At 70.9% G+C, this 24,219-nt stretch carries 20 protein-coding genes; 13 read left to right on the forward strand and 7 right to left on the reverse strand.

The annotated features are described in order from the left end of the window. Positions 1 to 28: 28 nt before the first annotated feature. The 6 genes from ACFW01_RS09310 to ACFW01_RS09335 form a co-directional block, all read right to left on the reverse strand. Positions 29 to 1,075 (reverse strand): ABC transporter substrate-binding protein, encoded by a 1,047-nt coding sequence (locus tag ACFW01_RS09310; RefSeq protein WP_384502760.1) that lies wholly within the window; start codon positions 1,073 to 1,075, stop codon positions 29 to 31. 148 nt (positions 1,076 to 1,223) lie between these two features. After that, a complete protein-coding gene (locus ACFW01_RS09315; RefSeq protein ID WP_384502761.1) occupies positions 1,224 to 3,701 on the reverse strand; it encodes a glycoside hydrolase family 3 protein in 2,478 nt (825 codons plus the stop codon). Positions 3,702 to 4,187: 486 nt separating this feature from the next. Continuing rightward, positions 4,188 to 6,752: a family 78 glycoside hydrolase catalytic domain gene (locus ACFW01_RS09320; protein WP_384502762.1), complete on the reverse strand. Its 2,565-nt coding sequence runs from the start codon at positions 6,750 to 6,752 to the stop codon at positions 4,188 to 4,190. A 140-nt stretch (positions 6,753 to 6,892) separates the two neighbouring features. Beyond that, on the reverse strand, positions 6,893 to 7,801 hold the full coding sequence (locus tag ACFW01_RS09325) for a carbohydrate ABC transporter permease (protein WP_384502763.1): 909 nt from the start codon (positions 7,799 to 7,801) through the stop codon (positions 6,893 to 6,895). Between the two features lie 5 nt (positions 7,802 to 7,806). Continuing rightward, the gene (locus ACFW01_RS09330; RefSeq protein ID WP_384502764.1) at positions 7,807 to 8,691 is read right to left on the reverse strand and encodes a carbohydrate ABC transporter permease; all 885 of its coding nucleotides are present in this window, start codon (positions 8,689 to 8,691) and stop codon (positions 7,807 to 7,809) included. A gap of 85 nt (positions 8,692 to 8,776) precedes the next feature. Next, entirely contained in the window at positions 8,777 to 10,096 is a 1,320-nt protein-coding gene (locus tag ACFW01_RS09335; RefSeq protein ID WP_384502765.1) for an ABC transporter substrate-binding protein, read from the reverse strand. 269 nt (positions 10,097 to 10,365) lie between these two features. On the opposite strand from ACFW01_RS09335, the gene ACFW01_RS09340 reads away from it, so the two are divergent. Continuing rightward, on the forward strand, positions 10,366 to 11,415 hold the full coding sequence (locus ACFW01_RS09340; protein WP_384502766.1) for a LacI family DNA-binding transcriptional regulator: 1,050 nt from the start codon (positions 10,366 to 10,368) through the stop codon (positions 11,413 to 11,415). A gap of 117 nt (positions 11,416 to 11,532) precedes the next feature. Beyond that, positions 11,533 to 12,528 (forward strand): LacI family DNA-binding transcriptional regulator, encoded by a 996-nt coding sequence (locus tag ACFW01_RS09345; protein WP_384502767.1) that lies wholly within the window; start codon positions 11,533 to 11,535, stop codon positions 12,526 to 12,528. A gap of 284 nt (positions 12,529 to 12,812) precedes the next feature. Here the strand turns inward: ACFW01_RS09345 and ACFW01_RS09350 are convergent, their stop codons facing one another. Then, a complete protein-coding gene (locus ACFW01_RS09350; RefSeq protein WP_234957323.1) occupies positions 12,813 to 13,730 on the reverse strand; it encodes a LysR family transcriptional regulator in 918 nt (305 codons plus the stop codon). Positions 13,731 to 13,858: 128 nt separating this feature from the next. On the opposite strand from ACFW01_RS09350, the gene ACFW01_RS09355 reads away from it, so the two are divergent. The 11 genes from ACFW01_RS09355 (at position 13,859) to ACFW01_RS09405 (ending at position 24,146) form a co-directional block, all read left to right on the forward strand. Further along, entirely contained in the window at positions 13,859 to 14,860 is a 1,002-nt protein-coding gene (locus tag ACFW01_RS09355) for a fumarylacetoacetate hydrolase family protein (protein ID WP_384502768.1), read from the forward strand. Beyond that, positions 14,857 to 15,819, forward strand: a complete 963-nt coding sequence (locus ACFW01_RS09360) for a cyclase family protein (RefSeq protein ID WP_384502769.1) — start codon at positions 14,857 to 14,859, stop codon at positions 15,817 to 15,819. Before ACFW01_RS09355 ends, ACFW01_RS09360 begins: the two co-directional genes overlap by 4 nt. A gap of 22 nt (positions 15,820 to 15,841) precedes the next feature. Continuing rightward, complete coding sequence (locus ACFW01_RS09365) at positions 15,842 to 16,972, forward strand: FAD-dependent oxidoreductase (RefSeq protein WP_384502770.1); 1,131 nt, start codon at positions 15,842 to 15,844, stop codon at positions 16,970 to 16,972. A 74-nt stretch (positions 16,973 to 17,046) separates the two neighbouring features. Next, entirely contained in the window at positions 17,047 to 18,060 is a 1,014-nt protein-coding gene (locus ACFW01_RS09370; protein ID WP_384502976.1) for an amidohydrolase family protein, read from the forward strand. A 4-nt stretch (positions 18,061 to 18,064) separates the two neighbouring features. Beyond that, positions 18,065 to 19,003, forward strand: a complete 939-nt coding sequence (locus ACFW01_RS09375; protein WP_384502771.1) for a VOC family protein — start codon at positions 18,065 to 18,067, stop codon at positions 19,001 to 19,003. A gap of 138 nt (positions 19,004 to 19,141) precedes the next feature. Beyond that, positions 19,142 to 20,209, forward strand: coding sequence for an MBL fold metallo-hydrolase (locus ACFW01_RS09380; protein WP_384502772.1), 1,068 nt, complete (start codon positions 19,142 to 19,144; stop codon positions 20,207 to 20,209). Positions 20,210 to 20,232: 23 nt separating this feature from the next. Further along, entirely contained in the window at positions 20,233 to 21,204 is a 972-nt protein-coding gene (locus ACFW01_RS09385; protein ID WP_234957329.1) for a fumarylacetoacetate hydrolase family protein, read from the forward strand. Beyond that, complete coding sequence (locus ACFW01_RS09390) at positions 21,201 to 21,953, forward strand: SDR family oxidoreductase (protein WP_234957330.1); 753 nt, start codon at positions 21,201 to 21,203, stop codon at positions 21,951 to 21,953. The genes ACFW01_RS09385 and ACFW01_RS09390 overlap by 4 nt, the downstream gene beginning before the upstream one ends. After that, the gene (locus tag ACFW01_RS09395; RefSeq protein ID WP_384502773.1) at positions 21,950 to 22,747 is read left to right on the forward strand and encodes an SDR family NAD(P)-dependent oxidoreductase; all 798 of its coding nucleotides are present in this window, start codon (positions 21,950 to 21,952) and stop codon (positions 22,745 to 22,747) included. Before ACFW01_RS09390 ends, ACFW01_RS09395 begins: the two co-directional genes overlap by 4 nt. Then, positions 22,744 to 23,499 (forward strand): CoA transferase subunit A, encoded by a 756-nt coding sequence (locus tag ACFW01_RS09400; RefSeq protein WP_234957332.1) that lies wholly within the window; start codon positions 22,744 to 22,746, stop codon positions 23,497 to 23,499. The genes ACFW01_RS09395 and ACFW01_RS09400 overlap by 4 nt, the downstream gene beginning before the upstream one ends. Beyond that, positions 23,496 to 24,146, forward strand: a complete 651-nt coding sequence (locus tag ACFW01_RS09405; protein ID WP_234957333.1) for a CoA transferase subunit B — start codon at positions 23,496 to 23,498, stop codon at positions 24,144 to 24,146. The genes ACFW01_RS09400 and ACFW01_RS09405 overlap by 4 nt, the downstream gene beginning before the upstream one ends. Positions 24,147 to 24,219: the final 73 nt, after the last annotated feature.

Here is a 24,219-nt window from a genome sequence, read left to right on the forward strand (position 1 = left end):
CAACACAGCCCACTCGGCATCCGAAAGCTCATGACGACGCACCACGACAGGCATGATCCCTCATCACTTGATCACCTTTGAAGACGACTCCTAGGGCCTCCTTACGGTGTGGAGTGTCGGGGTTGAGGCCATAGGCGGCCGACACGGCGCCCGGCATCCGTGTGTCGTCGGGGTCATCCGTGGCGGGCAGTGCGGTCATGCGCAGTGTCAGGCCGGGGGCGGCGGCACGTAGCTCGGAGAGTACGCTCGCGACCTGGACGACTCCCACGGCCCGGCCCGTGGCCACCTGGTCGAGCGTTTCCTCGTACGTGGTGTCCAGTGGGTCGCCGTTGAAGCAGCCGCGCTCGTCCATCTCCATGTATTTGCGCAGGGCGGTTCGCCAGTCGGAGGTGGCGAATGTTTCCTTGCCGAGTTCCATGTCGGTGTCGAAGTCCGGTTCGTCGGCGTAGACGGTGGTCGCGACCAGGGCGTAGGTGACGAGTTGGGTGACCCAGGGGGTGGCGTTGCCCAGGGCGAGGAGGACCTTGCCGTGGTCGCGGGCCTTGTCGCAGAGGGTCAGGAGTTCTGTCCAGGTCCGGGGAGGTGCTCCTCCGATGGCGTCCAGGGCTTGCGTGGAGAAGACCGTGCCGATGCCGCTGAAGGTCACGGGTACCGCGAACGTGCCGCCGTTCACGTCGGTGACCGGTTTGACGCCTATGGGCATCGTGAGGTTGAAGCGGCGAAGGCTCAGGTTCTCCAGCAGGTCGTCGTGCTCCATCGCGGTGACGGAGGCGGGGTTGCCGTTGCCGGGCCAGACGGTGAACACGTCGGGGCCGTCGCCCGCGTGAAGCTCGCCCGGCAGTTCCTGCTGGAGGTCGCCGGCGTCGGAGTAGTGGACCGTGACGTGTGTGTCGGGGTTGAGGCGGTGGAACTCTGCGACAACGGCGTCCATCGCTGACCTGTCGGTGGCGCTTGCCCTGACTGACAACTCGACCGGCCCGTCCGGTTCGGCCCCGAAGGGGCCGCATCCGGTCGTCGTGGTGGCTGCGAGCGCCAGGCTGATGGCGAGGCCGAGCAGGTGTGAGGTGCGTGTCACGGACGGTCTCCGGGCGCGAGGAGGAGTGAGTTGGCTGGCGCGAGGCGTGGGGTGTCGGGCTGGGTCGGCTGGTGGCGGCTCGTACGACGTTCACTCGACTGCGCAGTGGTCACACGAGCCGCCAACAACCCCGGGCGGCCGACGGTGGTCAGCCGAGCGTGAGGGCACGCTGTGCGGTGACGACGCGGGAGGAACGCGCTGTCGCGAAGGTGTAGGCACCTGGGGTGAGCGTCATCGCTCCCGACGACCAGACGCTGAGGTCCTGGGCCGGGATCGTCAGGCTCAGTCGCCTGGAGCCGGCGGCTGGGAGGGTGACCTTCTGGAACGCGACCAGGCGGCGGGGCTCCGCCGCCGCCGAGGCGGGCAGGGTGGCGTACACCTGGAGGACCTCGGTGCCCTCGCGCCGTCCAGTGTTGGTCACGGTGACCTCGACGACAACCTGCTGGGTGGCCTTGTCGTAGGTGGCTTCCAGGGAGCCGTGCGCGAAGGTCGTGTAGGACAGGCCGTGGCCGAAGGGGAAGCGGGGTTCCTGCCTCCTGGCGTCGAAGTAGCGGTAGCCGACGGCGATGCCCTCCTCGTAGGAGACGGTGCCTTTCGTGCCCGGGTAGGTGGCCGGCGTGGTGCCGGGGCCCTGGGTGGCGTCGGTCGGGAAGGTGACCGGCAGTCGGCCGGCCGGGTCGCGGTCGCCGAAGAGGACGGCGGCGAGGGCGGTGCCGGCACCACGGCCCGCGTACCACGCCTGGACGACGGCCTCCACGTCGTCCAGCCAGGGGATGGCGACGGGACCGTCGGTGTTGAGCACGACGATCGTGCGGGGGTTGGCGGCGGCCACGGCCTTGATGAGCTGGTCCTGGTCTCCGGGCAGCGCGTATCCGTCGTGGTCCATGCCCTCGCCGGCGACCCGGTTGACGAAGACGACGGCGGCGTCGGCCGCGCGGGCCGCCGTCACGGCGGCGGGGATGAGGGAGTCCGGTTGCCAGCCGAAGGTCAGGCCGCAGGTGCCGGGTTCCGCGGTGGTGTTGTTGTAGGTGATTTCCACGGTGACGGCGCGTCCGGCGGTCAGTTCGGCGGTTCCCTGGAGCGGGTAGTCGTAGGGGCCGAGGAAGAAGCGGGCCATCTGGCGGGTGCCGGAGACGACCGTTCTGCCGTCGATCTTCAGCGAGGTCGTCCCGGACGGCAGCAGGGAGAAGCGGTGCAGGCCGGTGGTGGTGGGAGTCAGCGTGCCGGTCCACCTGGCCGACCACACCTGCGGCAGGCCCTCGACCGGAGCGGTGGTGAAGTCGACGGTGGCGTCGGTGCGGGTCGTGACCGGCGTGCCGGTGCCGTCGGCATTGGCGTAGTAGGTCCCCGTCAGACCGGCCGTCCCGGAGGAGGTGCGGAGCACGGCCGAGGGGACCGTGGTGAGGGGGAGGTCGCCCTTGGTCCCCTGGGCGTGTGTGACCTTGACGGAGCTTCCGGCGCGGGCCTTGATCGCGTCGAGGGGGGTGGTCCAGGTGCCGGGGTCGACGTACGTCGAGCCGGAGACGCCGGTGAAGGTGTCGGTGCCCGCAGGGCCGATGACGGCCAGCGACTTCACGGCGCCGGTCAACGGGAGAGCCGAGGCGCGGTTGGCGAGCAGCACCGTGGAGGCGACGGCCGCCTCGTGCGCGAGGTCCTTGTGTGCGTGGGTGCTGACGTTGCCCGCCGGGGTGGGGACTGGGTGGTCGAAGAGGCCGTTCGCGAACATGGTGACGAGGATGCGCCGGGCCGCGTCGTCGAGCCGGGCGGCCGGTATCGCACCGCCGGTGAGGGAACCCGCGGGAATCTGGACGCCGCCGGGGCCGAGTCCGGCGAGGTCCATGCCGGCCCGGGCGGCGGCGACCTGGTCGTCGCCGGCCCAGAAGTCGGGCACGGTGTAGCCCTGGAGGCCCATGCCCTTTTTCAAGTCGTCGAACAGACCGGTGTGCCGCGTCGCGAACGTGCCGTTGATCTTCGGGTAGGCCATCATCACCGAAGTGGCGGGGGCGGTGGCGATGACGCGACGGAAGGGCGCCTGGTAGTACTCGTGGAGCGCCCGGTCGGACACCTTGGTGTCGATGAAGAAGCGGTTGACTTCCTGGGTGTAGGCGGCGAAGTGCTTGAGGGTGGCCGCCATGTGCTGGGACTGGATGGCCACGGTGAGGGCGGCGCCCAGACGTCCGGCGAGCACCGGGTCCTCGCCCATGGCCTCGGCCTGACGGCCGAAGTGCCAGGTCCGGGTCAGGTCGATGGTGGGGCCGAGGGCGTTGTTGTAGCCCTTGGCCCGGCCCTCGGTTCCGATGGCCGTGCCGATCCGGCCGGCGAGCGCCTCGTCGAAGGTGGCCGCCTGGGCCACGGGGACGGGGAAGGCGGTGACGCCCGTCTCGCCGCGCAGGCCCGCAGAGGCGTCGACCATGGTGAGGGCGGGGATGCCGAGGTGGGCCACGGCGGCGAAGTCACAGCGTACGAGGGCCTCTTTCTCGTCGGCCGTCATACGGGCGAGGAGTTCGGCGGCCCGGTCCTGCGCCACGGACCGCGGCGCGGCGACCGCTCGGTCGGTGACCGTGGGGGCCATGCTCGCGGCCACGGCCGTGAAGACTGCGGCGGACAGGAAGGTTCGTCGGTTCACAGCGGCTCTCCGGACTGAGATGGCGGCAGTACGACGCGCCGCCGCGGGTTGGGGGGAGATGAGGCCGGCCGAGGGGTCAGGTCACGGCCGGCCCCGGCTGGATGGGGCAGTGGGAGCAGCCGCGTGGTCGCGGAGCCCCGAGGGATCACATTTCCCTTTTTCACTTCCCGGCGGCAGAGTGCTCGCCGCATCCCACGGTGAGCTTTTGGCGCCACGACCGTATTCGGCCACGAAGTTTCTCCCAGCAGGCTGGAAACTATGGCCTTTTCCGAGGCAAGGTCAACCCTTCCGCACCTCCTCTTTCGAAGAGGCCCTGACCAGCGGTTTTCACCCTTAGCATTTGAATGGCGCCCTGAAATTTCAATTGAACGGGCCGATGACGTCCTCTGCCATCGACGCCTTGGATGACGGGAATTCGCAAGACGAATAGCAGCCCGGGGCATCGCGTGATGCGCCGGGCTGCTCCTCTTCGCGTACGGATTGCGGTCAGGCCGCCGCTCCGAGTTCAGCGGTGTCCAGGACATGGTCGCCGGGGCCGAGGGCGAGTGGTGCGCAGCCGGGGAGTTCCACGGTGGCCGTGCAGCCTGCCGGCACCGTGATGTCGGCCGTCATGCCGGTGGCGGTGAGCTCCCAGGACAGTGCGGCCGTGCCGTAGGGAGTGTCGTGGCGGACCCGGGCCCAGCTGATGCCGCCGCCGGGACGAGGACGGAAGGAGAGCCGGCGGTAACCTGGCGCGGTGGCGCTGATACCGCCGACCACCCGGTGCAGCCAGTCGGCGACGGCTCCGAGCGCGTAGTGGTTGAAGCTGGTCATGCCGCCCGGGTTGAGGGTGCCGTCGGGTCGCAGACTGTCCCAGCGCTCCCAGATCGTGGTCGCGCCCATGGTGACGGTGTAGAGCCAGGAGGGACACTCGGTCTGCAGCAACAGCCGGTAGGCGACGTCGAGGTGACCGTTGTCGCTGAGGGCGTCGCAGATGAGCGGGGTGCCGACGAAGCCGGTCGAGATGCGCGCGCCGTCGGCGAGCACGATCTCGGCGAGGCGGTCGGCGGCCGGTCCGCGCTGTTCCGGCGTGAGCAGGTTGAAGGCGAGGGCGATCGCGTACGCGGTGGCGCTGTCGCTGGCGAGGCGGACCGAGGGCAGGACGTACCGGCGCCGGAAGGCGTCGGCCGCCTCGGCGGCGAGTGCCGCGTACTGTTCGGAGTCCGCGTCGAACCCCAACTCCGCTGCTGCCAGGGCGAGATGTCGTGCGGAGTGGGCGAAGTAGGCGGTGGCGACGAGGTAGCGGTCGGTGCGGCCCGCGGCCGGGTCGTCGGGTGGCGCGGCGGGGTCGAGCCAGTCCCCCAGCTGGACGCCGGTGTCCCACAAGCGGGTAGGGTCGGCGAGGCGTTCGACGAGGTCGACCCACTCTTTGGCCATGGGGTAGTGGCGGCGCAAGAGTTCCAGGTCGCCGTAGCGCTGGAAGAGCGTCCAGGGAGTGAGGGTGGCGACGTCCCCCCAGGCGGCGCCGGGGTGGATCGGCGTCCACATCGGCTCGCCCGGGATGACGGGGACGTACCAGGGGATGGTGCCGTCGGGGAGTTGTTCGATGCCGACGTCGGTGAGCCAGGAGTCGAGCAGGCCCACGCAGTCGTAGAGGAAACTCGCCGTCGGGGCGAAGACCTGGATGTCGCCGGTCCAGCCGAGGCGTTCGTCGCGCTGGGGGCAGTCGGTGGGCAGGTCGACGAAGTTGCCGCGCATGCTCCACACGACGTTCTCGTGCAGGCGGTTGACGAGCGGGTCGCTGCACTCGAACCATCCGGTGCGGCGCATGTCCGTGTGGTACACGCGGGCGGTCACCTGCCCCGCCGTCATCTCGCCCGGCCAGCCGCTGATCTCGGCGTAGCGGAATCCGTGCAGGGTGAAGCGGGGTTCCCAGGTCAGGGGCCCCGCGCCGGAGAGGATCAGGGTGTCCACGGACGTCGCCTCACGCAGGGGGCGAGTGGCCGGCTGTCCGTCCTGGAGGACTTCGGCGTGCCGGAGGGTGAGGGTGGTACCGGCCGGGCCGTCGACGGTGACCCGGAGACGGCCGACGAGGTTCTGCCCGAAGTCGAGCAGGTGACGTCCGTCGCCGGTGCGGGTGACGGTGACCGGGGGGACCTCCTCGGTGCAGCGCACGGGCGGCCCGAGAGGAGCGACGAGGGTGCCGGCGTCTCGTGCGCCCGTGCGGACCGGCGTCCAGTCCCCCGTGCCGGCCGCGGACGGTGTGGCCCACGCGGGGTCGTGCAGGCGTGCGTCGAAGGTCTCCCCTTCGTACAGGCCGCTGGTGAGGATCGGGCCGTACGCCGCTTTCCAGGTCCGGTCGGTGGCGACGACCTGCGTGGTGCCGTCGTCGTACTCCACCTCCAGCTGGGCGATGAGGGACTGGTCGGTGCCGTAGATGTTGCGGGTGCCGCCGTCGAAGCCGTACTTGCCCCGGTACCAGCCGTCGCCGAGCCAGGCGCCGACGGTGTTGGCGCCCTCGGTGAGGTGGGCGGTGACGTCGTGGGTGCGGTACCGCAGCCGGTGCGGATAGACGGTCCAGCCCGGTGCGAGGGCCTCGTCGCCGACGCGGTGTCCGTTGATCTCCACGTCGTACAGGCCGTGCGCGGTGACGTAGAGGCGTGCGCGGGCGACGGGCCGGGCGAGACGGAAGTCCTTGCGCACGCGGGCGGGGCGGCGTTCGCCCTCGGGGTCCTCGTCCCAGCCGGCTCCCACGGGTACGGCCTGCCAGTCGGCGGCGTCGAGGAGTCCGGCCTCGACGGTTGCCGGTGCGCTCCACTCCGAGGGGTCTGCGGCGTCGGGGGTCCAGACGCGGACGCGGACGGTGGCGCGTTCCCGGGACATGAGGGGGGCGTCGGGCCACGGCACCAGGACCTGCTCGGCGCTGTCGACGCGCCCCGTACGGCGGACACTGCCACGGCGTTCGAGTTCCAGTTCGTACGCCGCCTGGCGGCCGGTGCCTGCGGGCAGGGTCCAGGTCAGCCGGGGGGAGGCGACGCCGATGCCGAGTCCGTCCGGCAGGTGTTCGAACATGACCGGGGAGGGCTGAGGGGGGAGCAAGGGGCGAGCCTTCTTTCACATGTGGTCACGCCGGGAGCGTTGGCGGGTGGGCGCGGCGGACTCCCCGGAGCCGGAAGTCCGGGGAGCCGGCAGGCCGGGGCGAGGACCGTGGGTCAGCCCTTGAGCGCTCCCGAGGTGAGGCCCTTCATGACCTTCTGGTTGAGGAAGAGGTAGATCAGGAGGGTGCCGAAGACGTTGATGCAGATGGCCGCGAAGAGGGGGCCGTACTGGGTGGCACCGAAGTCGCCGGTGAAGTTGAGCAGTCCGACCTGGATGGTGCGCAGGTCCTGGTTGTTGGTGAAGGTCAGTGCGATGAGCAGGTCGTTCCAGATGAAGAAGAACTGCACCAGGCCGACGGTGAGCAGGGCGTTGCGGACCAGGGGGAGGCTGATGGTCCAGAAGGCGCGCAGGATGCCCGCGCCATCAATCGTGGCGGCCTCGAACAGCTCGCGGGGGACGCCCCGGTAGTAGGTGGCCATCATGAAGACGGTCAGCGGCAGGCCCGTGCCGGTGTAGGTGAGGATCAGCGGCCACAGGGTGCCCGACAGTCCGGTCTGAAAGTACACCGTGAATAGGGGCAGCAGGATCATCTGCGGCGGGACCATCATGCCCGCGAGGAAGACCAGCAGCGTGAGGCTGCGGCCCTTCCACACCATGACTTGCAAGGCGAAGCCGGCGGCTGTGCCCAGCAGCAGCATCAGCGCGAGCGCGGGGACGACGGCGAGCAGGCTGTTCTGAACGTAGAGGCCGATGTTGCCGGTCGTCCACGCCTCGGTGTAGTTGCCCCACTCCCAGGTGGTGGGCAGGCTCCAGGTGGAGTTGTTCAGGTAGTCGTCGTTGGACTTCAGGGAGGTGAGGAACATCCAGATCATCGGGTAGATCTCGACGACCAGCAGGACGGCGACGACGATCTTGACCCAGAGCCGGTTTCCCCGACGGCCGCGCCGGGCCCGGGAAGCACGGGCGGGAGCGTTCCCGGAGCGGCTCGCCGAGGTCTTCACGGGTGTCTCGATGGTGGCCATGTCTCTCAGCCCTCCGTGAGGTCGCGCCGCGAGACGCGGTAGACGACCAGGCTCACCAGCAGGCACACGACGGTCAGCAGCAGGGCGATGGTGCTGCCGTAGCCGTAGTCGCTGTAGGTGAACGACGTCTGGAACATGTACAGGGTCAGCGGTGTGGTGCCGGTGCCGGGGCCGCCGTTGGTCAGGGCGACGATCGAGTCGAAGACCTTGAGCGTGCCGTTGATGCTGAAGATCAGCGAGGACATCAGGACGGGCAGGGACAGCGGCAGCACGATGTGGCGGACCAGCCTGAGTCCCGTGGCTCCGTCGAGGCGGGCCGATTCCAGGACCTCGTCGGGGATGTCGACCAGGCCGGCGAAGAGGAGGACCGCGTAGAAGCCCATGGAGCGCCAGATGTCCATGGCGATCAGGACCCAGAAGGCGCTGCCGGCGCTGCCGAAGAAGTCGATCGAGTCGATGCCGACGGCGTTGAGGAGGGAGTTGACCGGGCCCGTCTGGGGGGCGACCTGGAAGAACTTCTGGAAGAGCAGGCCGACGGCGACGGTGGGCAGCACGACCGGGAAGAACACCAGGGTGCGGACCAGTGCCGAGGCGCGCTTGAGGAAGAAGACGTAGAGCAGCGCCAGCAGATACCCGGCGACCACCTGTCCGACGGTGACGATGACCGCGTACTTCAGGGTGAACCACAGGGCGTCGTGGACGGCCGGGTCGTCCAGGAGGCGGGAGAAGTTGGCGACACCGTTTCCGGTGAAGCCGTTGATCGTGTTGCCCTTGGTGAAGGAGTACCCGAGCGACCACACCATCGGGACCAGCATGATCAGCGAGTAGACGAGGAGGGCGGGACCGAGCAGGAGCGCGATGGCCCTGCGGTCACCGAGTACGCGGTGCATGGGTGGTGTCCACTTTCTTGGCAGGGGACGGGGACGGCCCGCGCGCGGCGGGGCGGGCAGGAGCGTGCGGGCCGCCCCCGGCCGGTCACTGGGCGGCCAGCGCGTCCTGGACGGTCTGCATGAACTGCTCGGGGCTCGTGCTGCCGCTGACCAGACCCGCCGCGTTCTGCTGGCTGACGGTGGTGGCCTTGGTGCTGAACAGGGCCTCGAACCAGAGCACGTTCTGCTTCGAGGAGCTGATGGTGTCGCGCACCTGAGTGGTGACCTCGTTGGGGTCCTGCACCTCGCTGTTGACCTTGAAGCCGGAGATGGAGCCGTGGTCCTTGAGCCCGGTCGCTCCGTAGTTCTTCGCGATGCAGGAGACCCAGTCGCCGGTCTTGTCGTCGAAGGACTTGGAGGCGAGCGTGATGCCGAGCCCGACGTTGGACGGGTACTGGTCGGCGGAGCCCTTGCCGCCGCTCACGGCCGGGAGGGGCATGAAGCCCGTGTTCTGCGCGCCGATCTTGTTCTGCTTGTCGTCGGAGATGTTGGCCAGCGCCCAGCTGCCCATGTAGAACATGGCGGCCTTGCCGGTGAGGAACTGGTTCATCGCCGTGTCGTAGTCGATGGAGCCGACGCCCTTGCCGAAGTAGCCCTTCTTGCCGAGGGCAGCGACCTCCTCGGCGGCCTTCACGTACTGGGGGTCGGTCAGCTTCGCCTTGCCGTCGGCCACCTTCTGCAGGGCGTCGGGGCCGAGGCTTCGGTAGAGGTAGCCGCTGATCAGGCGGGTGAGCGGCCAGCCCTGCTGACCGGATGCGGAGAACGGCTGGACGCCGGCGGACTCCAGCTTCGCCGCGGCGGCGACCAGATCCTCCCAGGTGCCGGGCACCTTCAGGCCGTTGTCCGCGAAGAGCTTCTTGTTGTAGAAGATCCCCTCGATGTTGTACTCGTACGGCAGGACCTGGAGTTCGCCGCCGTACAGGGCCTTGATGGTGGAGACGGCGGCCGGCTCCAGCTGGTCGAGCACCCCCAGCTCCTTCAGCTTCGCCTCCAGGTCGGCGACCTTGCCGGACTTGTCCAGCTCCTGGGTGAGCGCGGGGGCGTTGCCGGCGGCGAACTGCACCGGCAGTGCGTCCTGGCCGGCCAGCAGCTGGAGCTTCTGGTCCAGGCTCGCCTGCGGAACGGTCTCCACCTTCAGCGGCAGGGCGTCGTTCGCGCTCTTGCACGCGCCCTTGGACATGGTGGTGAGCGCCGTCTTCACGGTGGTGTTCTCGGTGACGCTCAGGTAGTCGAAGTTCTCGGGGGCGGAGGAGGAGCCGCCGGACCCGCTGCCGCCGCAGGCGGTGGCGAGCAGCGCCAGCGAGGCGGCGCCGGCGGTGAGCAGGCTCAGTCGCGTCCGACGGGCGCGGGAGGTACGAAGGGGCACGGAGAACTCCCAAGGATCATGGCGAGCGGGGCGAGGTGCGGGAAACAGCGCCGGGGGCGGAGTACGGGCCCGGCGGCAAATGCGGGCAGCTGCTCGACGGAGCGTGTAAAACGTTCTCCACACCGAGTGGGCAACACCCTGCACCGCTCCCCGGCCACCGTCAAGACACAAGCAGGTAACACCGCGGCGATGAACGAAAGGCTTGACGGGCAGCGGGGAGTAGCGTGTAGACCGTTATACCTACGCCTACTCACTTCGGGATGTGGACCATGGACGGGGCTTCCGCAGACAAGCCGACCAAGCGCGTGACCATCACCGATGTCGCCCGGCACGCCGGGGTGTCCACGGCCGCCGTCTCCAAGGTGATGCGCAACGCCTATGGCGTGAGCGAGGGGATGCGGGAGAAGGTCCAGGCGGCCATCGACGCGCTGGGCTACCGTCCGCACGCGGCGGCCCGAGGGATGCGCGGCCGGACCTACACCATCGGTGTCCTGCTGGACAACGTCCGCAACGCGTTCTTCGCGGACATCCTCGACGGCATCCGGGACGAACTGCGCCACACCGACTACACGGTGCTGATCGGCGCGGCCGGCTTCGACCCCGAGGAACAGGCCAAGACCATCCGTTCCCTGGTGGACCGGCAGATGGACGGACTGATCCTGATCGCCCCGGGGACACCTCGCGCGGAGGTGCTGGACACGGCCGCTTCGACGCCGACCGTGGTCATCGGGCACCACGACGCCTCGGACCGCTACGACTCGGTCGTCGACGCCGACGACCTCGGCGCCGGCCTGGTGGTGGATCATCTGGTCTCGCTCGGCCACCGTGACATCGCGCTGGTCTCGGCCCCGGGCACCCGGGCCAACAAGTGGAAGCGCACACCGGAGGCCGTTCTGAGCGAGGGCTATCTGCACGCGATGGAACGGCACGGACTCGCCCGCCTCGCGCGGGTCCACCACACCGCGTACTCCGACGACGGCGGCTTCAAGGCGGGCATGACACTGCTGACGGCCGACCGTCCGCCCACGGCCGTGATGACCGGTGCGGACGTCGCCGCACTGGGCGTGTACCGCGCCGCGCACGAACTCGGCCTGCGCATCCCCCGGGACCTGTCGCTCGTCGGCTACAACAACACCGCGCTCGCCGCCCTGGCGCCCGTGCAACTGACCAGCGTGGACCAGGCGGGACACACCATGGGTTCGGCCGCCGCCCGGATGCTCGTCGAGCGCGTCGAGAGCCGAAGGGACAGACCCATGCAGACCACAATGACCCCCCGTCTGGTGGTGCGCTCCACCACCGGCGCTCCGCAGGGACGCTAGGCCGTGGACCGGCGGCCGGCCGTCGCTCCCCCGGCTCACCGCGAACGAGGCTCCGGCGCAGCGACGGCGGTGGCCGGCCCTGTCGGCCGCGCACATCCCCGGGTCGGCATCAAGGACGTGGCACGGGAGGCCGGCGTCTCGCTCGGCACCGTCTCCAACGTCCTCAACCGGCCCGAGATCGTCGCCGAGGGAACGCGCTCGCGCGTCCTGGAAGTGATCGACGCGCTCGGCTATGTCCGCGCCGAGGGTGCCCGTCAACTGCGTGGATGGGCCTCGCGGGTGATCGCCGTCATGGTCCTCGACATGGCGAACCCGTTCTTCACCGCGCTCGCCTCCGGGGTGGAACAGGCCGCCCGTGAGGCGGACCTCGGCGTCATGGTCTGCACGGGCGCCCACGATCCGGCGGAGGCCGCACGCCACCTGTCGCTGATCACGTCGCACCAGGTCCGCGGTGCCGTGCTGGCCTCCGGCGAGGGAGTCGGGCGCACCGTCTCCGCCTTCCGCCGCAACGCCGTCCCCTTCGTCGTCGCCGACCAGTACGCGCCCCAGCCGGCGGCGTGCTCCGTCGGCATCGACGACGTGGCGGGCGGACGGGCCGCGGTACGGCACCTGCTCGAGCAAGGTCACCGCTCCCTCGCCTACGTCAGCGGCCCCGACCGCCTCCAGCAGGTGAGGGACCGCCGTCGTGGCGCCCTCACCGCGCTCGGCGAGTCCGGCCTGCCGTCCACCGCGCTGACCGACCTGTCCTGCGGCGCCCTCACCGTGACGGCCGGCAAGGACGCCGGGCACCGCCTCCTCGGTCTGCCCGAGCGGCCCACGGCCGTCTTCTGCGCCAACGACCTGCTCGCCCTCGGTGTCCTGCAGGCCCTGTACGAGGCCGGTCTGAGGGTGCCGGACGACATCGCCGTGGTGGGTTACGACGACATCGAGTTCGCCGCGTCCGCCGTGGTGCCGCTCACCTCGGTGCGACGACCGGCGGCCGCCATGGGGCGGCAGGCAGGCCGACTGCTCATCGAGGACACGGCCCACGGAATCAGACACGCGCACCGCCACGTCGTGCTCCAGCCCGAACTGGTCGTACGCCGGTCGACGTTGGCGGCTCCTGCGCGCTGAGCGGCTCGGTCCGCGGCCGGGGGGAACGGGTGCGGGACCGGAGGCGGGTACGGCACGGAAAGCGAGCACGGCGGAACTCCGGGCGGTGGTACGGGAGGGCCGACCGCGGAGATGACGGCCATCTCCGGCTGCCGGGAGAAGACGACGCGCGAGAACGCGGCGACAGGTCCCGTCCGAGCATGCGTCCTGCCGGGCGGCCCTGCCCACCCCCGACGTCATTCACCTTGCCGATGGATCGCATCCATCCCGTGGATGAGACCCGCAGTTCACGAGTGGGGCCTCGCTCACCCCCCGGGCGCGTCGGTCATCCGCCTGCCGACCCGGGCGGCGGTCTCCCGCAGCCAGATGTGGGCCGCGTCGTGGGTGTGCACCGGGTGCCACCACAACGCCTCGCTCAGCGGCACCGCCTCGTAGGGCGGCTCCACCACGCGCACGGCGGCGAGCGGGGCGAGGAGCCGGGCGAGGCGGGCCTGGATGAGGGCGATGCGCCGGGTTCCGCTGACCAGCAGCGGCATCATCTGGAAGCTGTCCACGGAGACCTCGACGCGGGGCTCGATGCCCAGCATGCCGAGCTGGCGGACCGCCGGGGCGTCGTAGGTGCGCTGGTAGGTGACCCAGGGCAGCCGGGCCAGGTCCTCCCGGGTCAGCCGGTCGTCGACGCTCGGGTGGTCCTCGGCGACGAGGAAGACCCACCGGTCCTGGTAGAGGTCGGTGGCAGGGAAGTCGCTGATGACGCCGTGCGGCATGAGCAGGCCGTCGGTGGTGCTCAGCAGGGTGTCCGTGGCGTCCACCACGGTGGTCGGCGTCTGGGCGAAGCGCAGCCGGATGCCGGGGGCCTCCTGGTGCACGACCCGGGCGAGTTCGGCACCGAAGACGGCGACCGCGTAGTCGGACGCCACCAGCTTGAACTCACGGCTCTCCTTGGCCGGGTCGAAGTCCGCCTGGCTGGCGAAGAGCCGTTCCAGCAGGTCGTAGGCGGTGGACGCGCGGTCTAGGAGGACCTGTCCGAGGGCGGTGAGCTCGTAGTGGCCGCCGACCCGGGCCAGCAGGTCGTCGTCGAAGTGCTTGCGCAGACGGGAGAGCGCCGCGCTCATCGCCGGCTGGCTGAGGCCGACGCGCTGTCCGGCGCGGGTGACGTTGCGCTCTTCGAGAAGAGCGCGCAGGGCGACGACGAGGTTCAGGTCCAGGCGACTGAGATTCACGGGCGTCTTTTCTCGTTAGGCGGCGGCGACCTGCGTAAATTTGCATGGTGGATGCCTGTCATCCACAGAATTGATTTCCCTGATCACTGGTGGCGCGTCCAGATTAGTGCCATCGCAATCAGGAGGACATGTCCGTGAAACCTGAAGCCGCGTCCGCCCTCTTCGCCGGACCCTTCGCCCTCGCCACCCTCTCGGCCCCCGAGGGGGCCGCGTTCCCCGCCCTCGTCACCCCCGACGCCCAGGTGATCGACCTGCGAGACGCCCTGGACGACGCCGACCTCAGCGTGCGGGACCTTCTGGACGACTGGGAGGCGGTGCTGCCCCGGTTGTCGGCGCTGGCCGACGACAGCGCGGCACGTCGCGCGCTGCTGGCCGACTTCCGGGTGCACGCGCCGGTCGAGCCGCGCCAGGTGTTCCAGTCCGGCGCCAACTATCGGCAGCACGTCATCGACCTGCACGTCGCGCACCGCGCGCCGGGTGACGAGCGGCCGGAGGCGGAGCGCCGCGCGGAGGCCGCGGAGATCATGGACCGGCGGGCGGCCGAGGACCTGCCGTACGTGTTCATCGGCCTGCCGAGTGCGATCACCGGCCCGTACGACGATGTCGTGCTGCCCGCCTGGGCCGAGAAGCCCGACTGGGAACTGGAGCTGGTCGCGGTGATCGGCCGCCCGGCCCACCACGTGTCCGTCGAGGAGGCCCTGGACCACGTCGCGGGCTACACGATCGCCAACGACCTGACCGACCGTGCCACGGTCTTCCGCCGGGACATGCCGCAGATCGGCACCGACTGGCTGCGCAGCAAGAACGCCCCGGGCTTCACGCCGCTCGGACCCTGGATCGTGCCCACCGCGTCCATCGCGGACCCGGGTGACCTGCGGCTGACGCTGAAGCTGAACGGCGAGACCATGCAGGACGAGTCGACCAAGGACATGATCTTCGACGTGGCGCGGATGGTGTCCTACGCCTCGCGAACCGCCCGGCTGCTCCCCGGCGACCTGGTGCTCACCGGCTCCCCCGCCGGCAACGGCATGCACTGGGGCCGGCTGCTGCGCGACGGCGACGTCATGGACGCCTCCGTCACCGGGCTCGGCGCCCAGCGCACCCGCTGTGTGGCGGAGGTGGCCCGATGACGCCGGACCGCACGGACCCCGAGGGGTCGGTCGCCCGGACCGCGAAGGCGTGCTCGAACTGGGGCCGCTGGGGCGAGGACGACGTGCTCGGCACCCTCAACTTCCTCGACGAGGCCAAGCGCCGCGAAGGTGCCGCGCTGATCCGGCGGGGCGTCAGCTTCTCCCTCTCGCAGCGCTTCGACATCGACGGCCCGCAGAAGGGCTGGCGCAAGCGCACCAACCCGGTGCACACCATGCTGGACACCGGCACCGACGCGGCCCTCGGCAACCAGGGCCTGCCGCACGGCATCGGCGGCGCCGACGACGTCATCGCGATGCCGCTGCAGTGCTCGACGCAGTGGGACGGGCTCGGGCACATCTTCGACCACGGCAAGGCATGGAACGGACGCCCGGCCGAGCAGGTCGTCACCTCCGACGGCGACCAGGTCACCGGCATCGAGCACATGGCCCCGCACGTCGCCGGACGCGGAGTGCTCCTGGACGTCGGCCGGGTCGTCGGCGACGACGGTGAGCTGCCGGACGGCTTCGCGATCACCGAGGAGCACCTGGCCGCCACCGCCGAGGCCCACGGTGTGCGGGTGGGCCGCGGCGACATCGCCCTCGTCCGCACCGGGCAGCTGTCCCGGGTGCGCCGCGACGGCTGGGGCGACTATGCCGGCGGGCCCGCGCCGGGGCTGTCGTTCACCACGGCGGGCTGGCTCCACGGCAGCGAGATCGCCGCGATCGCCACCGACACCTGGGGCTTCGAGGTCCGTCCGAACGAGTTCGAGCACGCCTTCCAGCCGCTGCACCAGGTCGCCATCCCGCACATCGGCCTGCTGATCGGCGAGATGTGGGACCTGGACGCCCTGGCCCAGGACTGCGCGGCCGACGGGGAGTACGCGTTCTGGCTCACCGCCGCGCCGCTGCCCATCACCGGGGCCGTCGGCTCACCCGTCAACCCGATCGCCGTCAAGTAACCAGCGGAACAAGGGAGTTCCCATGAGCAATGCCCGTAAGGTCCTGGTGCTCGGCGGGGGTGCGGCCGGCAACGCCGTGACGGTCCTGCTGCGCCGCGCCGGAGTCGCCGTGGACCTGGTCGAGGCCAGGGACGACTGGAACGCCACCGCCGGCTCCGGCATCACCCTCCAGGGCAACGCCCTGCGCGTCCTGCGCGAACTCGGCGTATGGGAGCAGGTGGAGGCATCCGGCTTCGGCTTCGGCTCCGTCGGCATCACCGCCCCCGACGGCACCGTCCTGCACGCCCAGGACGACCTGCGCACCGGCGGCGACGACCTGCCCGCCACCGTCGGCATGCAGCGCCCCCGGCTCCAGCAGATCCTCATCGACGCCGTGCGCGACAGCGGCGCGTCGGTCCGGCTGGGCACCACCGCCGAGATCCTCGACCAGGACGCCGACGGCGTCCGGGTGCGGCTCTCCGACGGCACCGAGCACCGCTACGACCTCGTGGTCGCCGCCGACGGACTCGGCTCCCGCACCCGGGCCGCGATCGGCATCACGTCGAAGCCGGAACCGACCGGCATGGCCATCTGGCGCATCGCCGCTCCCCGCCCGGCGGGCGTCACCCGTACCGACCTCGCCTACGGCGGCCCGGCCTACATCGCCGGCTACTGCCCCACCAGCGAGAGCACCCTGTACGCGTACGTCGTCGAGGCCAACCGCGACCGCGCGTCGATCCCGCCGGAGTCGTACGCCGACGAGATGCGCGGCCTCACCCGGCACTACGGCGGCTTCTGGCCGGAGATCACCGAGCACATCACCGACCCGGCGAAGGTCAACTACACCTGGTTCGACCGGATGCTCGTCGAGGACTCCTGGCACCGCGGCCGGGTGGTGCTCGTCGGCGACGCCGCGCACTGCTGCCCGCCCACCCTCGCCCAGGGCGCCGCACTGTCCCTGGAGGACGCCTGGGTGCTCTCACAGATGCTCACCGGGTCCGACGTCTGGGACGACGCGCTGTTCCAGGCGTACTACGAACGACGGATCGCGCGCGTCCGCCCGGTCGTGGAGGCGTCCGTACAGATCGGGCAGTGGCAGCTCGACGGGGTGCGTGACGCCGACGTGCCCGGGCTGATGGGCCGCACCATGACCATGCTCAGGGAGCTGCCGTGACCGCCGAGAACGCACCCACCGCCGCGACCGCGGCGAACACTCGCACCGCCGCCTCCGCCGCGCACGCACCCGCCGTGAACGCCACCGCAGCGCACGCGCCCACCGTGGACGTTCACGCCCACGTCCTGCTGCCCGAGGTCGAGGCGCTCGTCGCCGGCCTGCCCGGTCACGCCGAGGCCAGGGCGCTGGACGCCCGCCGCAACGGCCCCGCCGCCCTCGCCGTCAGCGGCCCCATGGTCCGCGAACGCGTCCCGCGGCTGACCGACCCCGCCGTGCGCCTGGCCGCGATGGACGCCCAGGGCGTGGACGTGCAGCTGGTCAGCCCCTCCCCCTCGCACTACCACTACTGGACCGACGAGGACACCGCCGAGAAGCTGTACCGGCTCGCCAACGAGGCGACGGCCGCGCACTGTTCGGCCGCCCCCGAGCGTCTGCGCGGACTCGGCCTGGCCCCGCTCCAGCACCCTGAGCAGGCGGTGCGGGCCCTGGACCACGCCCTGGAGCAGGGCCTGGCCGGGGTGGAGATCTCCAGCCACGCCCCGGGACGCGAGCTGTCCGACCCGTCCTACGAGCCCTTCTGGACCCGGGCCGGGGAAACCGGCGCGCTCGTCTTCCTGCACCCCTTCGGCTGCACCCTGGACGAGCGACTGGACCAGTGGTACCTGTCCAACACGGTCGGCCAGCCCACCGAGAACGCCGTCGCGCTGTCCCACCTGATCTTCTCCGGAGTGCTCGACCGCCACCCGGAGCTGACGCTGATCGCCGCGCACGGCGGCGGCTACCTGCCCACCCACATCGGCCGCTCCGACCACGCATGGTCGGCGCGCTCCGACGCAGGCGCCGGCTGCGCACACCCGCCCAGCAGCTACCTGAAGCGCCTGTACTTCGACTCCCTCGTCCACGACCCGCACGTGCTGCGGGAGCTGGTCCGGGTGGCCGGCGCGGACCGGGTGCTGCTCGGCTCCGACTTCCCCTTCGACATGGGCACCGAGGACCCGGTCGGCATCCTGCGCGCCGCGCGCCTGTCCGACGCCGACTTCCACGCCGTCCGGGGCGGCAATGCCGCCGCCCTCCTCCGGAAGGACTGACACCATGAGTGCACGCCTGCTCACCCACCTGCGGCACGTCGACCTCGCCGTGCCCGACTACGACAAGCAGCTCGACTTCTACGCCGGCGTCTGGGGTCTGACCAAGGTCGCCGAGGACTCCGGCATCTCATTCCTGGCCGCCGAGGGCTCTCCAGAGCAGTACGTCGTGCGGCTGCGCAAGGCCGAGGAGAAGCGCCTCGACCTCGTCTCCTACGGCGCCGCCTCCCCCGCGGACGTCGACACCCTCGCCGAGCAACTCCTCGCGGAGGGCGTGCAGCTGATCACCCAGCCCGGCAAGGTCGACACCCCCGGCGGCGGCTACGGCTTCCGCTTCTTCGACGTCGACGGCCGCACCATCGAGGTCTCCGCGGACGTCGAGGTCAGGCAGCACCGCAAGATCGAGGAGAAGGAGTCCATCCCGGTCAAGCTCTCCCACGTGGTCCTCAACTCCCCCGACCTGAACCGCACCCGCGAGTGGTACGAGCGCCACCTCGGCTTCGCCCTCTCCGACACACTCAGCTCACCCCACATGGGCGAGGTCATGCACTTCATGCGGATCAGCAGCCAGCACCACTCCATGGCCCTCGCGAAGGGACCGCACACCGCGCTGCACCACATCTCCTTCGAGATGCGCGGCATCGACGAGTACATGCGCGGCTCCGGGCGCGTCATCCGCGCGGGCTTCAAGAAGGTCTGGGGCCCGGGTCGGCACATGGCGGGCGACAACACCTTCACGTACTTCCTCGACCCGCACGGCAACACCGTCGAGTACACCACCGAGCTGGAGTGCCTGGACGAGGACACCTGGCACCCCCACGTCTACGACTTCTCGCAGCCCGAGGTCACCGACCAGTGGGGCACCGCCAACCCCATGAACGAACTCGTCGCCAAGGAGTCCTTCAACGACCCCGACCGCGGCGTGTTCGTCGCCCCGCCGGTCTGAGCCGCTCCCCGTACGCCGGGGGCGCGGCGGCGGCGTCCACGCCCTGACTCCCGCCGCCGCGCCCCCGGCCCCGCTCGACCCCCTTCCTCACCCCCCCCCACGGCTCCCGCATCAACGACGATCGAAGGAACCGCCCCGATGACCCCTCGCAGGACCCCGCTGTCCCGTCGCGGCCTGCTGGCCGGCGGCGCGGCCGCCACCGCGTTCGCCGTCACCTCACCGGCCGCCGCCGTGCCCCGCGCCGAGCCGCGGGACGAGTCCCGGCCGGGAAAGGGCACCGTCGTGCACCTGCTGGGCACGGCGGGCGGACCCCCGCCGTACGGCGAGCGTATGGGCATCGCCTCCGCCGTTACCGTCGGCACCGAAACCTACCTGGTGGACTGCGGTCGGGGCGCCGTGACCCAGTACCTGCGGGCGGGACTGCCGATGCCGTCGCTCAAGGGAATCTTCCTCACTCACCTGCACGCCGACCACATCGTCGACTACTTCGACTTCCCGCTGCTGTGCGCCGGTGTCATGCCGCCCCAGCCGGGGTTCGGCGGCACGGTGCGGGTGTGGGGTCCTGGACCGAGCGACACGGTCACCTCGGGTCCCGTCACCCCCGAGCAGCCCGCGCCCGGAATCGTCGAGACCACCCGGCGTGCGAACGCCGCTTTCGCCGCCTCCACCAACGCCTTCGTCGCTGAGGGCTTCGGCATCGACCCCGTGTCCATGCTCGACGTGACCGAGCTGTCGGCACGGCCCGGCACGGTGGTGACCGTCCTGGACACCGCCACCGTGAAGGTGACGGCGACCCGGGTCCCGCATGGCAACATGTCCCCCTCGTACGCCTATCGGTTCGACACGGCGGACGGTTCCGTCGTCTTCTCCGGCGACACCAGTCGCAGCGACGACCTGATCGCGCTGGCCCGCGGCTGCGACCTGCTGGTCCACGAGGCCGTCGACGCCGCGTGGTTCGAGGGTCAGGGCATGCCCGCTCCCCTCGTCGGCCACATGCGCGAGGTGCACACCGACGTCGCCGAGGTGGGCGCCATCGCCGCCGCCGCGGGGGCGCGCCAAGTGGTTCTCAGTCACCTCGCGCCGGCCGACCCGGCCCAGTTCTCCGACCACGAGTGGGGCGCGGCGGCCCGTGCCTCCGCCCGGGCGGCCGGCTACCGGGGCCGCTTCACCGTGGGTCACGACCTCATGCGCATCCCACTTTCCTGATCACACTCCGCTGGAGCCGCACCATGCGTTTCGCCGCATACGAACACCGACACCACCACCGGGTGGCGGTCGTGGAGGAGGACGGCACCCTCTTCCCGCTGCCGGGCGTCACCTCGCTCACCGCACTGATCCAGCAGACCGACGGGCTCCCCGGATTGCTTGCCGCCGGCGCCGCGACCCTGGACGTCCCCCCGGGCCCGCACGTCTCCCAGGTCCGGTTGCTCCCTCCGCTGCAGCCCACGTCCGTGCGGGACTTCGTGACCTTCGAGGAGCACGTGGAGGGGGTGCGCCGGTCCGTGGAGGGCACCGGCGGCGTGCCCGAGCAGTGGTACGCGGCCCCGACCTTCTACTTCACCAATCCGCACGCGATCTACGGCCCCGGAGACGGCGTCCCCGTCCCCCCCGGTTCGGCCGTGCTCGACTTCGAACTCGAAGTGGGCGCCGTGGTCGGCCGGGAGGGCCGCGACCTCACCGCCGAACAGGCCCGCGACCACATCGTCGGCTACACCGTCTTCAACGACTGGTCCGCGCGCGACCTCCAGGGCGCGGAGATGAAGGTGGGTCTCGGCCCGTGCAAGGGCAAGGACACCGCCACCGCCCTCGGCCCGTACCTGGTCACCGCGGACGAGCTGGAGCCGTACCGGGACGCCGAAGGCTTCCTGCGCCTGGCCATGACCGCCGAGGTCAACGGCGAGAAGGTCGGCGAGGACCTGCTGTCCAACATGAGCTGGACCTTCGAGGAGATGACCGCCTACGCCTCCCGCGGCAGCCGCGTCGTGCCCGGCGACGTCCTCGGCTCCGGCACCTGCGGCAACGGCGGCTGCCTCGCCGAACTGTGGGGCCGGCGCGGCGAGCAGACCCCGCCGCCGCTGAAGCCCGGCGACACCGTCGCCCTCACCGTCGAGGGCCTCGGCACCCTCACCAACACCGTCGTCCCCGGCGTCGATCCCGTCCCCCTCCCCACAGGTCGGCGCCGCTCCCGGGAACGGCCGTGAGCGACCTGCACCCCAAGAGGCTGCTCGGCAAGGTCGTCGTCGTCACCGGGGCCGCCCGCGGGCAGGGCGCAGCCGAGGCCGAGCTGCTCACCCGAGAGGGCGCCCGCGTCATCGCCACCGACGCGACCGAGGCGCCCGGCTGCCGTCGCCTCGACGTCACCGACGAGAAGGGCTGGGCCGCACTCGCCGCCGAAGTGCGGGAGGCGTACGGGCAGGTGCACGGCCTGGTCAACAACGCCGGCATCACCTGGCGGGCCCGCCTCGGCGACGTACGCCCCGAGGACATGGCCCGCGTCCACGCGGTCAACGTCGTCGGTCCGCTGCTCGGCATCCAGCACCTTGCCCCGCTCATGCCGCCGGGCGCCTCGGTCGTCAACGTCGGTTCCTCGGCGGCCCTCACCGCGCACTACCCGGTCGCCTACACGACCAGCAAGTGGGCGCTGCGCGGCCTGTCGAGGACCGCCGCCCTGGAGCTGGGCCCGCGTGGCATCCGCGTCAACACGATCCACCCCGGCTACATCGAGACGGAGATGACTGCCTCCGCCGCGCCCGCCTTCCGCGAGGCCAACATCAAGGAGACGCCGCTCGGCCGCACCGGCACCGTCGGCGAGGTGGCGCCCCTGGTCGTGTTCCTGCTGTCCGACGACGCGTCGTTCATCAGCGGTGCGGAGATCCCGGTGGACGGCGGCATGACCGCGCACGGCGGCGTCAAGTCCGTCTCCGACGCCCTGCGGGAGGGGACGCCGTGAAGCGGCTGGACGGCAAGGTGGCGCTGATCTCCGGGACCGCGCGCGGCCAGGGCCGGGCCGCCGCGCTGCGATTCGCCGCCGAGGGGGCGCTCGTGGTCGGCGGTGACCTGCTGCACGAGGAGGCCGTGGAGACCCAGCGGCTCATCGCCCGTGAAGGCGGCACCGCCCTCACGGGCGGCCCGCTCGACGTCACCGACGAGGCGGGCGTCCGTGCCTGGGTGGAAGAGACGGTGGACGCGTTCGGCGGCATCGACATCGTGTATGCCAACGCAGGCGCCGTGCGGTTCGGCTCGATCGACAGCCAGCCGTACGAGGACTTCGCGTTCACGATGCGGGCCGAGCTGGACTCGGTGTGGCTGACCGTGCGGGCGGCCTGGCCGCACCTGGTGCGCAGCCGCGGCTGTGTCCTGACCGTCGGCTCGACCGCGGGACTGGCCGGTTCCCTCACCAACCGGCGTGTGGCCCATTCGGCTTCGAAGGGCGCGGTCATCGCGCTCACCCGCCAACTGGCCGCCGAGGGAGCACCGCACGGCGTCCGGGTGAACTGCGTGAGCCCCGGGGTGATCGACACCGAGGGCTCGCGCGACAACCTGCTCGCCAACGACCACCCGATGAACGACATCTCCGGTCACATCCCGCTCGGGGGACTGGGCCATCCCGACGACGTCGTCAACGCGGCCGTCTTCCTGGCCTCCGACGAGGCCGCCTACATCACCGGCGCCAACCTGGTCGTGGACGGCGGCTGGTCCACCGTCCTGCCGGGCGCCCCGAACCGAAAGGCAGTCCGCACGTGAACAAGGTCCGCGCCGGCGCCGCCGAAGCGGTCGCCGACATCCCCGACGGCGCTTCGCTCGCCGTCGGCGGCTTCGGCCTCAGCGGCGTCCCCGAAGTCTTGATCCGCGCCCTGTACGAACAGGGTACGACCGGCCTGAAGGTCGTCTCCAACAACTGCGGCGTCGACGGCCGGGGACTCGGCATCCTGCTCGCCGCGGGCCGCATCGACCGCGTCACCGGCTCCTACGTCGGTGAGAACAAGGAGTTCGCACGCCAGTACCTCGGCGGAGAACTGGAAGTGGAACTGACCCCGCAGGGAACCCTCGCCGAGCGGCTGCGGGCCGGTGGCGCGGGCATCCCCGCCTTCTACACCCCGGCCGGTGTCGGCACTCAGGTCGCGAACGGCGGGCTGCCGTGGCGCTACGCTCCCGACGGCAGCGTGGCCGTCGCCTCCCCGTGCAAGGAGACTCGCGACTTCGCCGGCCGCCCGTACGTCCTGGAGCACGGCATCACCACCGACTTCGCCCTCGTACGGGCCTGGCGCGGCGACCACCACGGCAATCTCGTCTTCCGGCACGCCGCCGCCAACTTCAACCCCCTCGCCGCCATGGCCGGCCGCGTCACCGTCGCCGAGGTCGAGGAACTCGTCGAACCGGGCGCGCTCCGACCCGACGAGATCCACGTGCCCGGGATCTACGTTCAGCGGGTCGTGGCGCTCACCGCGGGCCAGGCCGCCGACAAGCCCATAGAGAAGAGGACCGTACGCCCATGAGCTGGACCCGCGAGCAGATGGCCGCCCGCGCCGCCGCCGAACTCACCGACGGCTCCTACGTCAACCTGGGCATCGGCCTGCCCACCCTGATCCCCGGACACCTCCCGCGCGGCGTCAGCGTCGTCCTGCACTCCGAGAACGGCATCCTCGGCACCGGCCCCTACCCCACCGAGCACGAAGTCGACCCCGACCTGATCAACGCCGGCAAGGAAACGGTCACCGTCCTGCCGGGCGCATCCTTCTTCGACTCCGCGCTCTCCTTCGGCATGATCCGCGGCGGCCACATCGACACCGCCGTCCTCGGCGCCATGCAGGTCTCCGCCCGCGGCGACCTCGCCAACTGGATGATCCCCGGCAAGATGGTCAAGGGCATGGGCGGCGCCATGGACCTCGTCCACGGCGCACGCCGCGTCATCGTCCTCATGGAACACACCGCCAAGGACGGCACCCCCAAGATCGTCGACGCGTGCTCCCTCCCCCTCACCGGCGAGCAGTGCGTGAACCGGATCATCACCGACCTCGGCGTTCTCGACGTCACCCCCCAGGGCCTCGCCCTGGTCGAAACCGCACCCGGCGTCACCGTCGAGGACATCACCGCCCGCACCGGCACCGCCCTGGAGGTGGACAGCATCTCCGCCGCGTGCTGAGCGGCGGCCGAGAGAGTTTCTCCACGAACCATTGACACGGGGGAAACACCCTCGGAATATGGTCCGTACACCA

The organism is Streptomyces sp. NPDC058985 (genome assembly GCF_042740985.1).
Classification (GTDB): Bacteria; Actinomycetota; Actinomycetes; order Streptomycetales; family Streptomycetaceae; genus Streptomyces.

Excerpts from the sequence above, each read along its gene's own strand:
- ACFW01_RS09320 (WP_384502762.1), bottom strand. The coding sequence starts at position 6,752 with ATGTTCGAACACCTGCCGGACGGACTCGGCATCGGCGTCGCCTCCCCC.
- ACFW01_RS09325 (WP_384502763.1), bottom strand. The coding sequence starts at position 7,801 with ATGGCCACCATCGAGACACCCGTGAAGACCTCGGCGAGCCGCTCCGGG.
- ACFW01_RS09330 (WP_384502764.1), bottom strand. The coding sequence starts at position 8,691 with ATGCACCGCGTACTCGGTGACCGCAGGGCCATCGCGCTCCTGCTCGGT.
- ACFW01_RS09340 (WP_384502766.1), top strand. The coding sequence starts at position 10,366 with ATGGACGGGGCTTCCGCAGACAAGCCGACCAAGCGCGTGACCATCACC.
- ACFW01_RS09355 (WP_384502768.1), top strand. The coding sequence starts at position 13,859 with ATGTCCGTGAAACCTGAAGCCGCGTCCGCCCTCTTCGCCGGACCCTTC.
- ACFW01_RS09360 (WP_384502769.1), top strand. The coding sequence starts at position 14,857 with ATGACGCCGGACCGCACGGACCCCGAGGGGTCGGTCGCCCGGACCGCG.
- ACFW01_RS09365 (WP_384502770.1), top strand. The coding sequence starts at position 15,842 with ATGAGCAATGCCCGTAAGGTCCTGGTGCTCGGCGGGGGTGCGGCCGGC.
- ACFW01_RS09375 (WP_384502771.1), top strand. The coding sequence starts at position 18,065 with ATGAGTGCACGCCTGCTCACCCACCTGCGGCACGTCGACCTCGCCGTG.
- ACFW01_RS09380 (WP_384502772.1), top strand. The coding sequence starts at position 19,142 with ATGACCCCTCGCAGGACCCCGCTGTCCCGTCGCGGCCTGCTGGCCGGC.
- ACFW01_RS09385 (WP_234957329.1), top strand. The coding sequence starts at position 20,233 with ATGCGTTTCGCCGCATACGAACACCGACACCACCACCGGGTGGCGGTC.
- ACFW01_RS09405 (WP_234957333.1), top strand. The coding sequence starts at position 23,496 with ATGAGCTGGACCCGCGAGCAGATGGCCGCCCGCGCCGCCGCCGAACTC.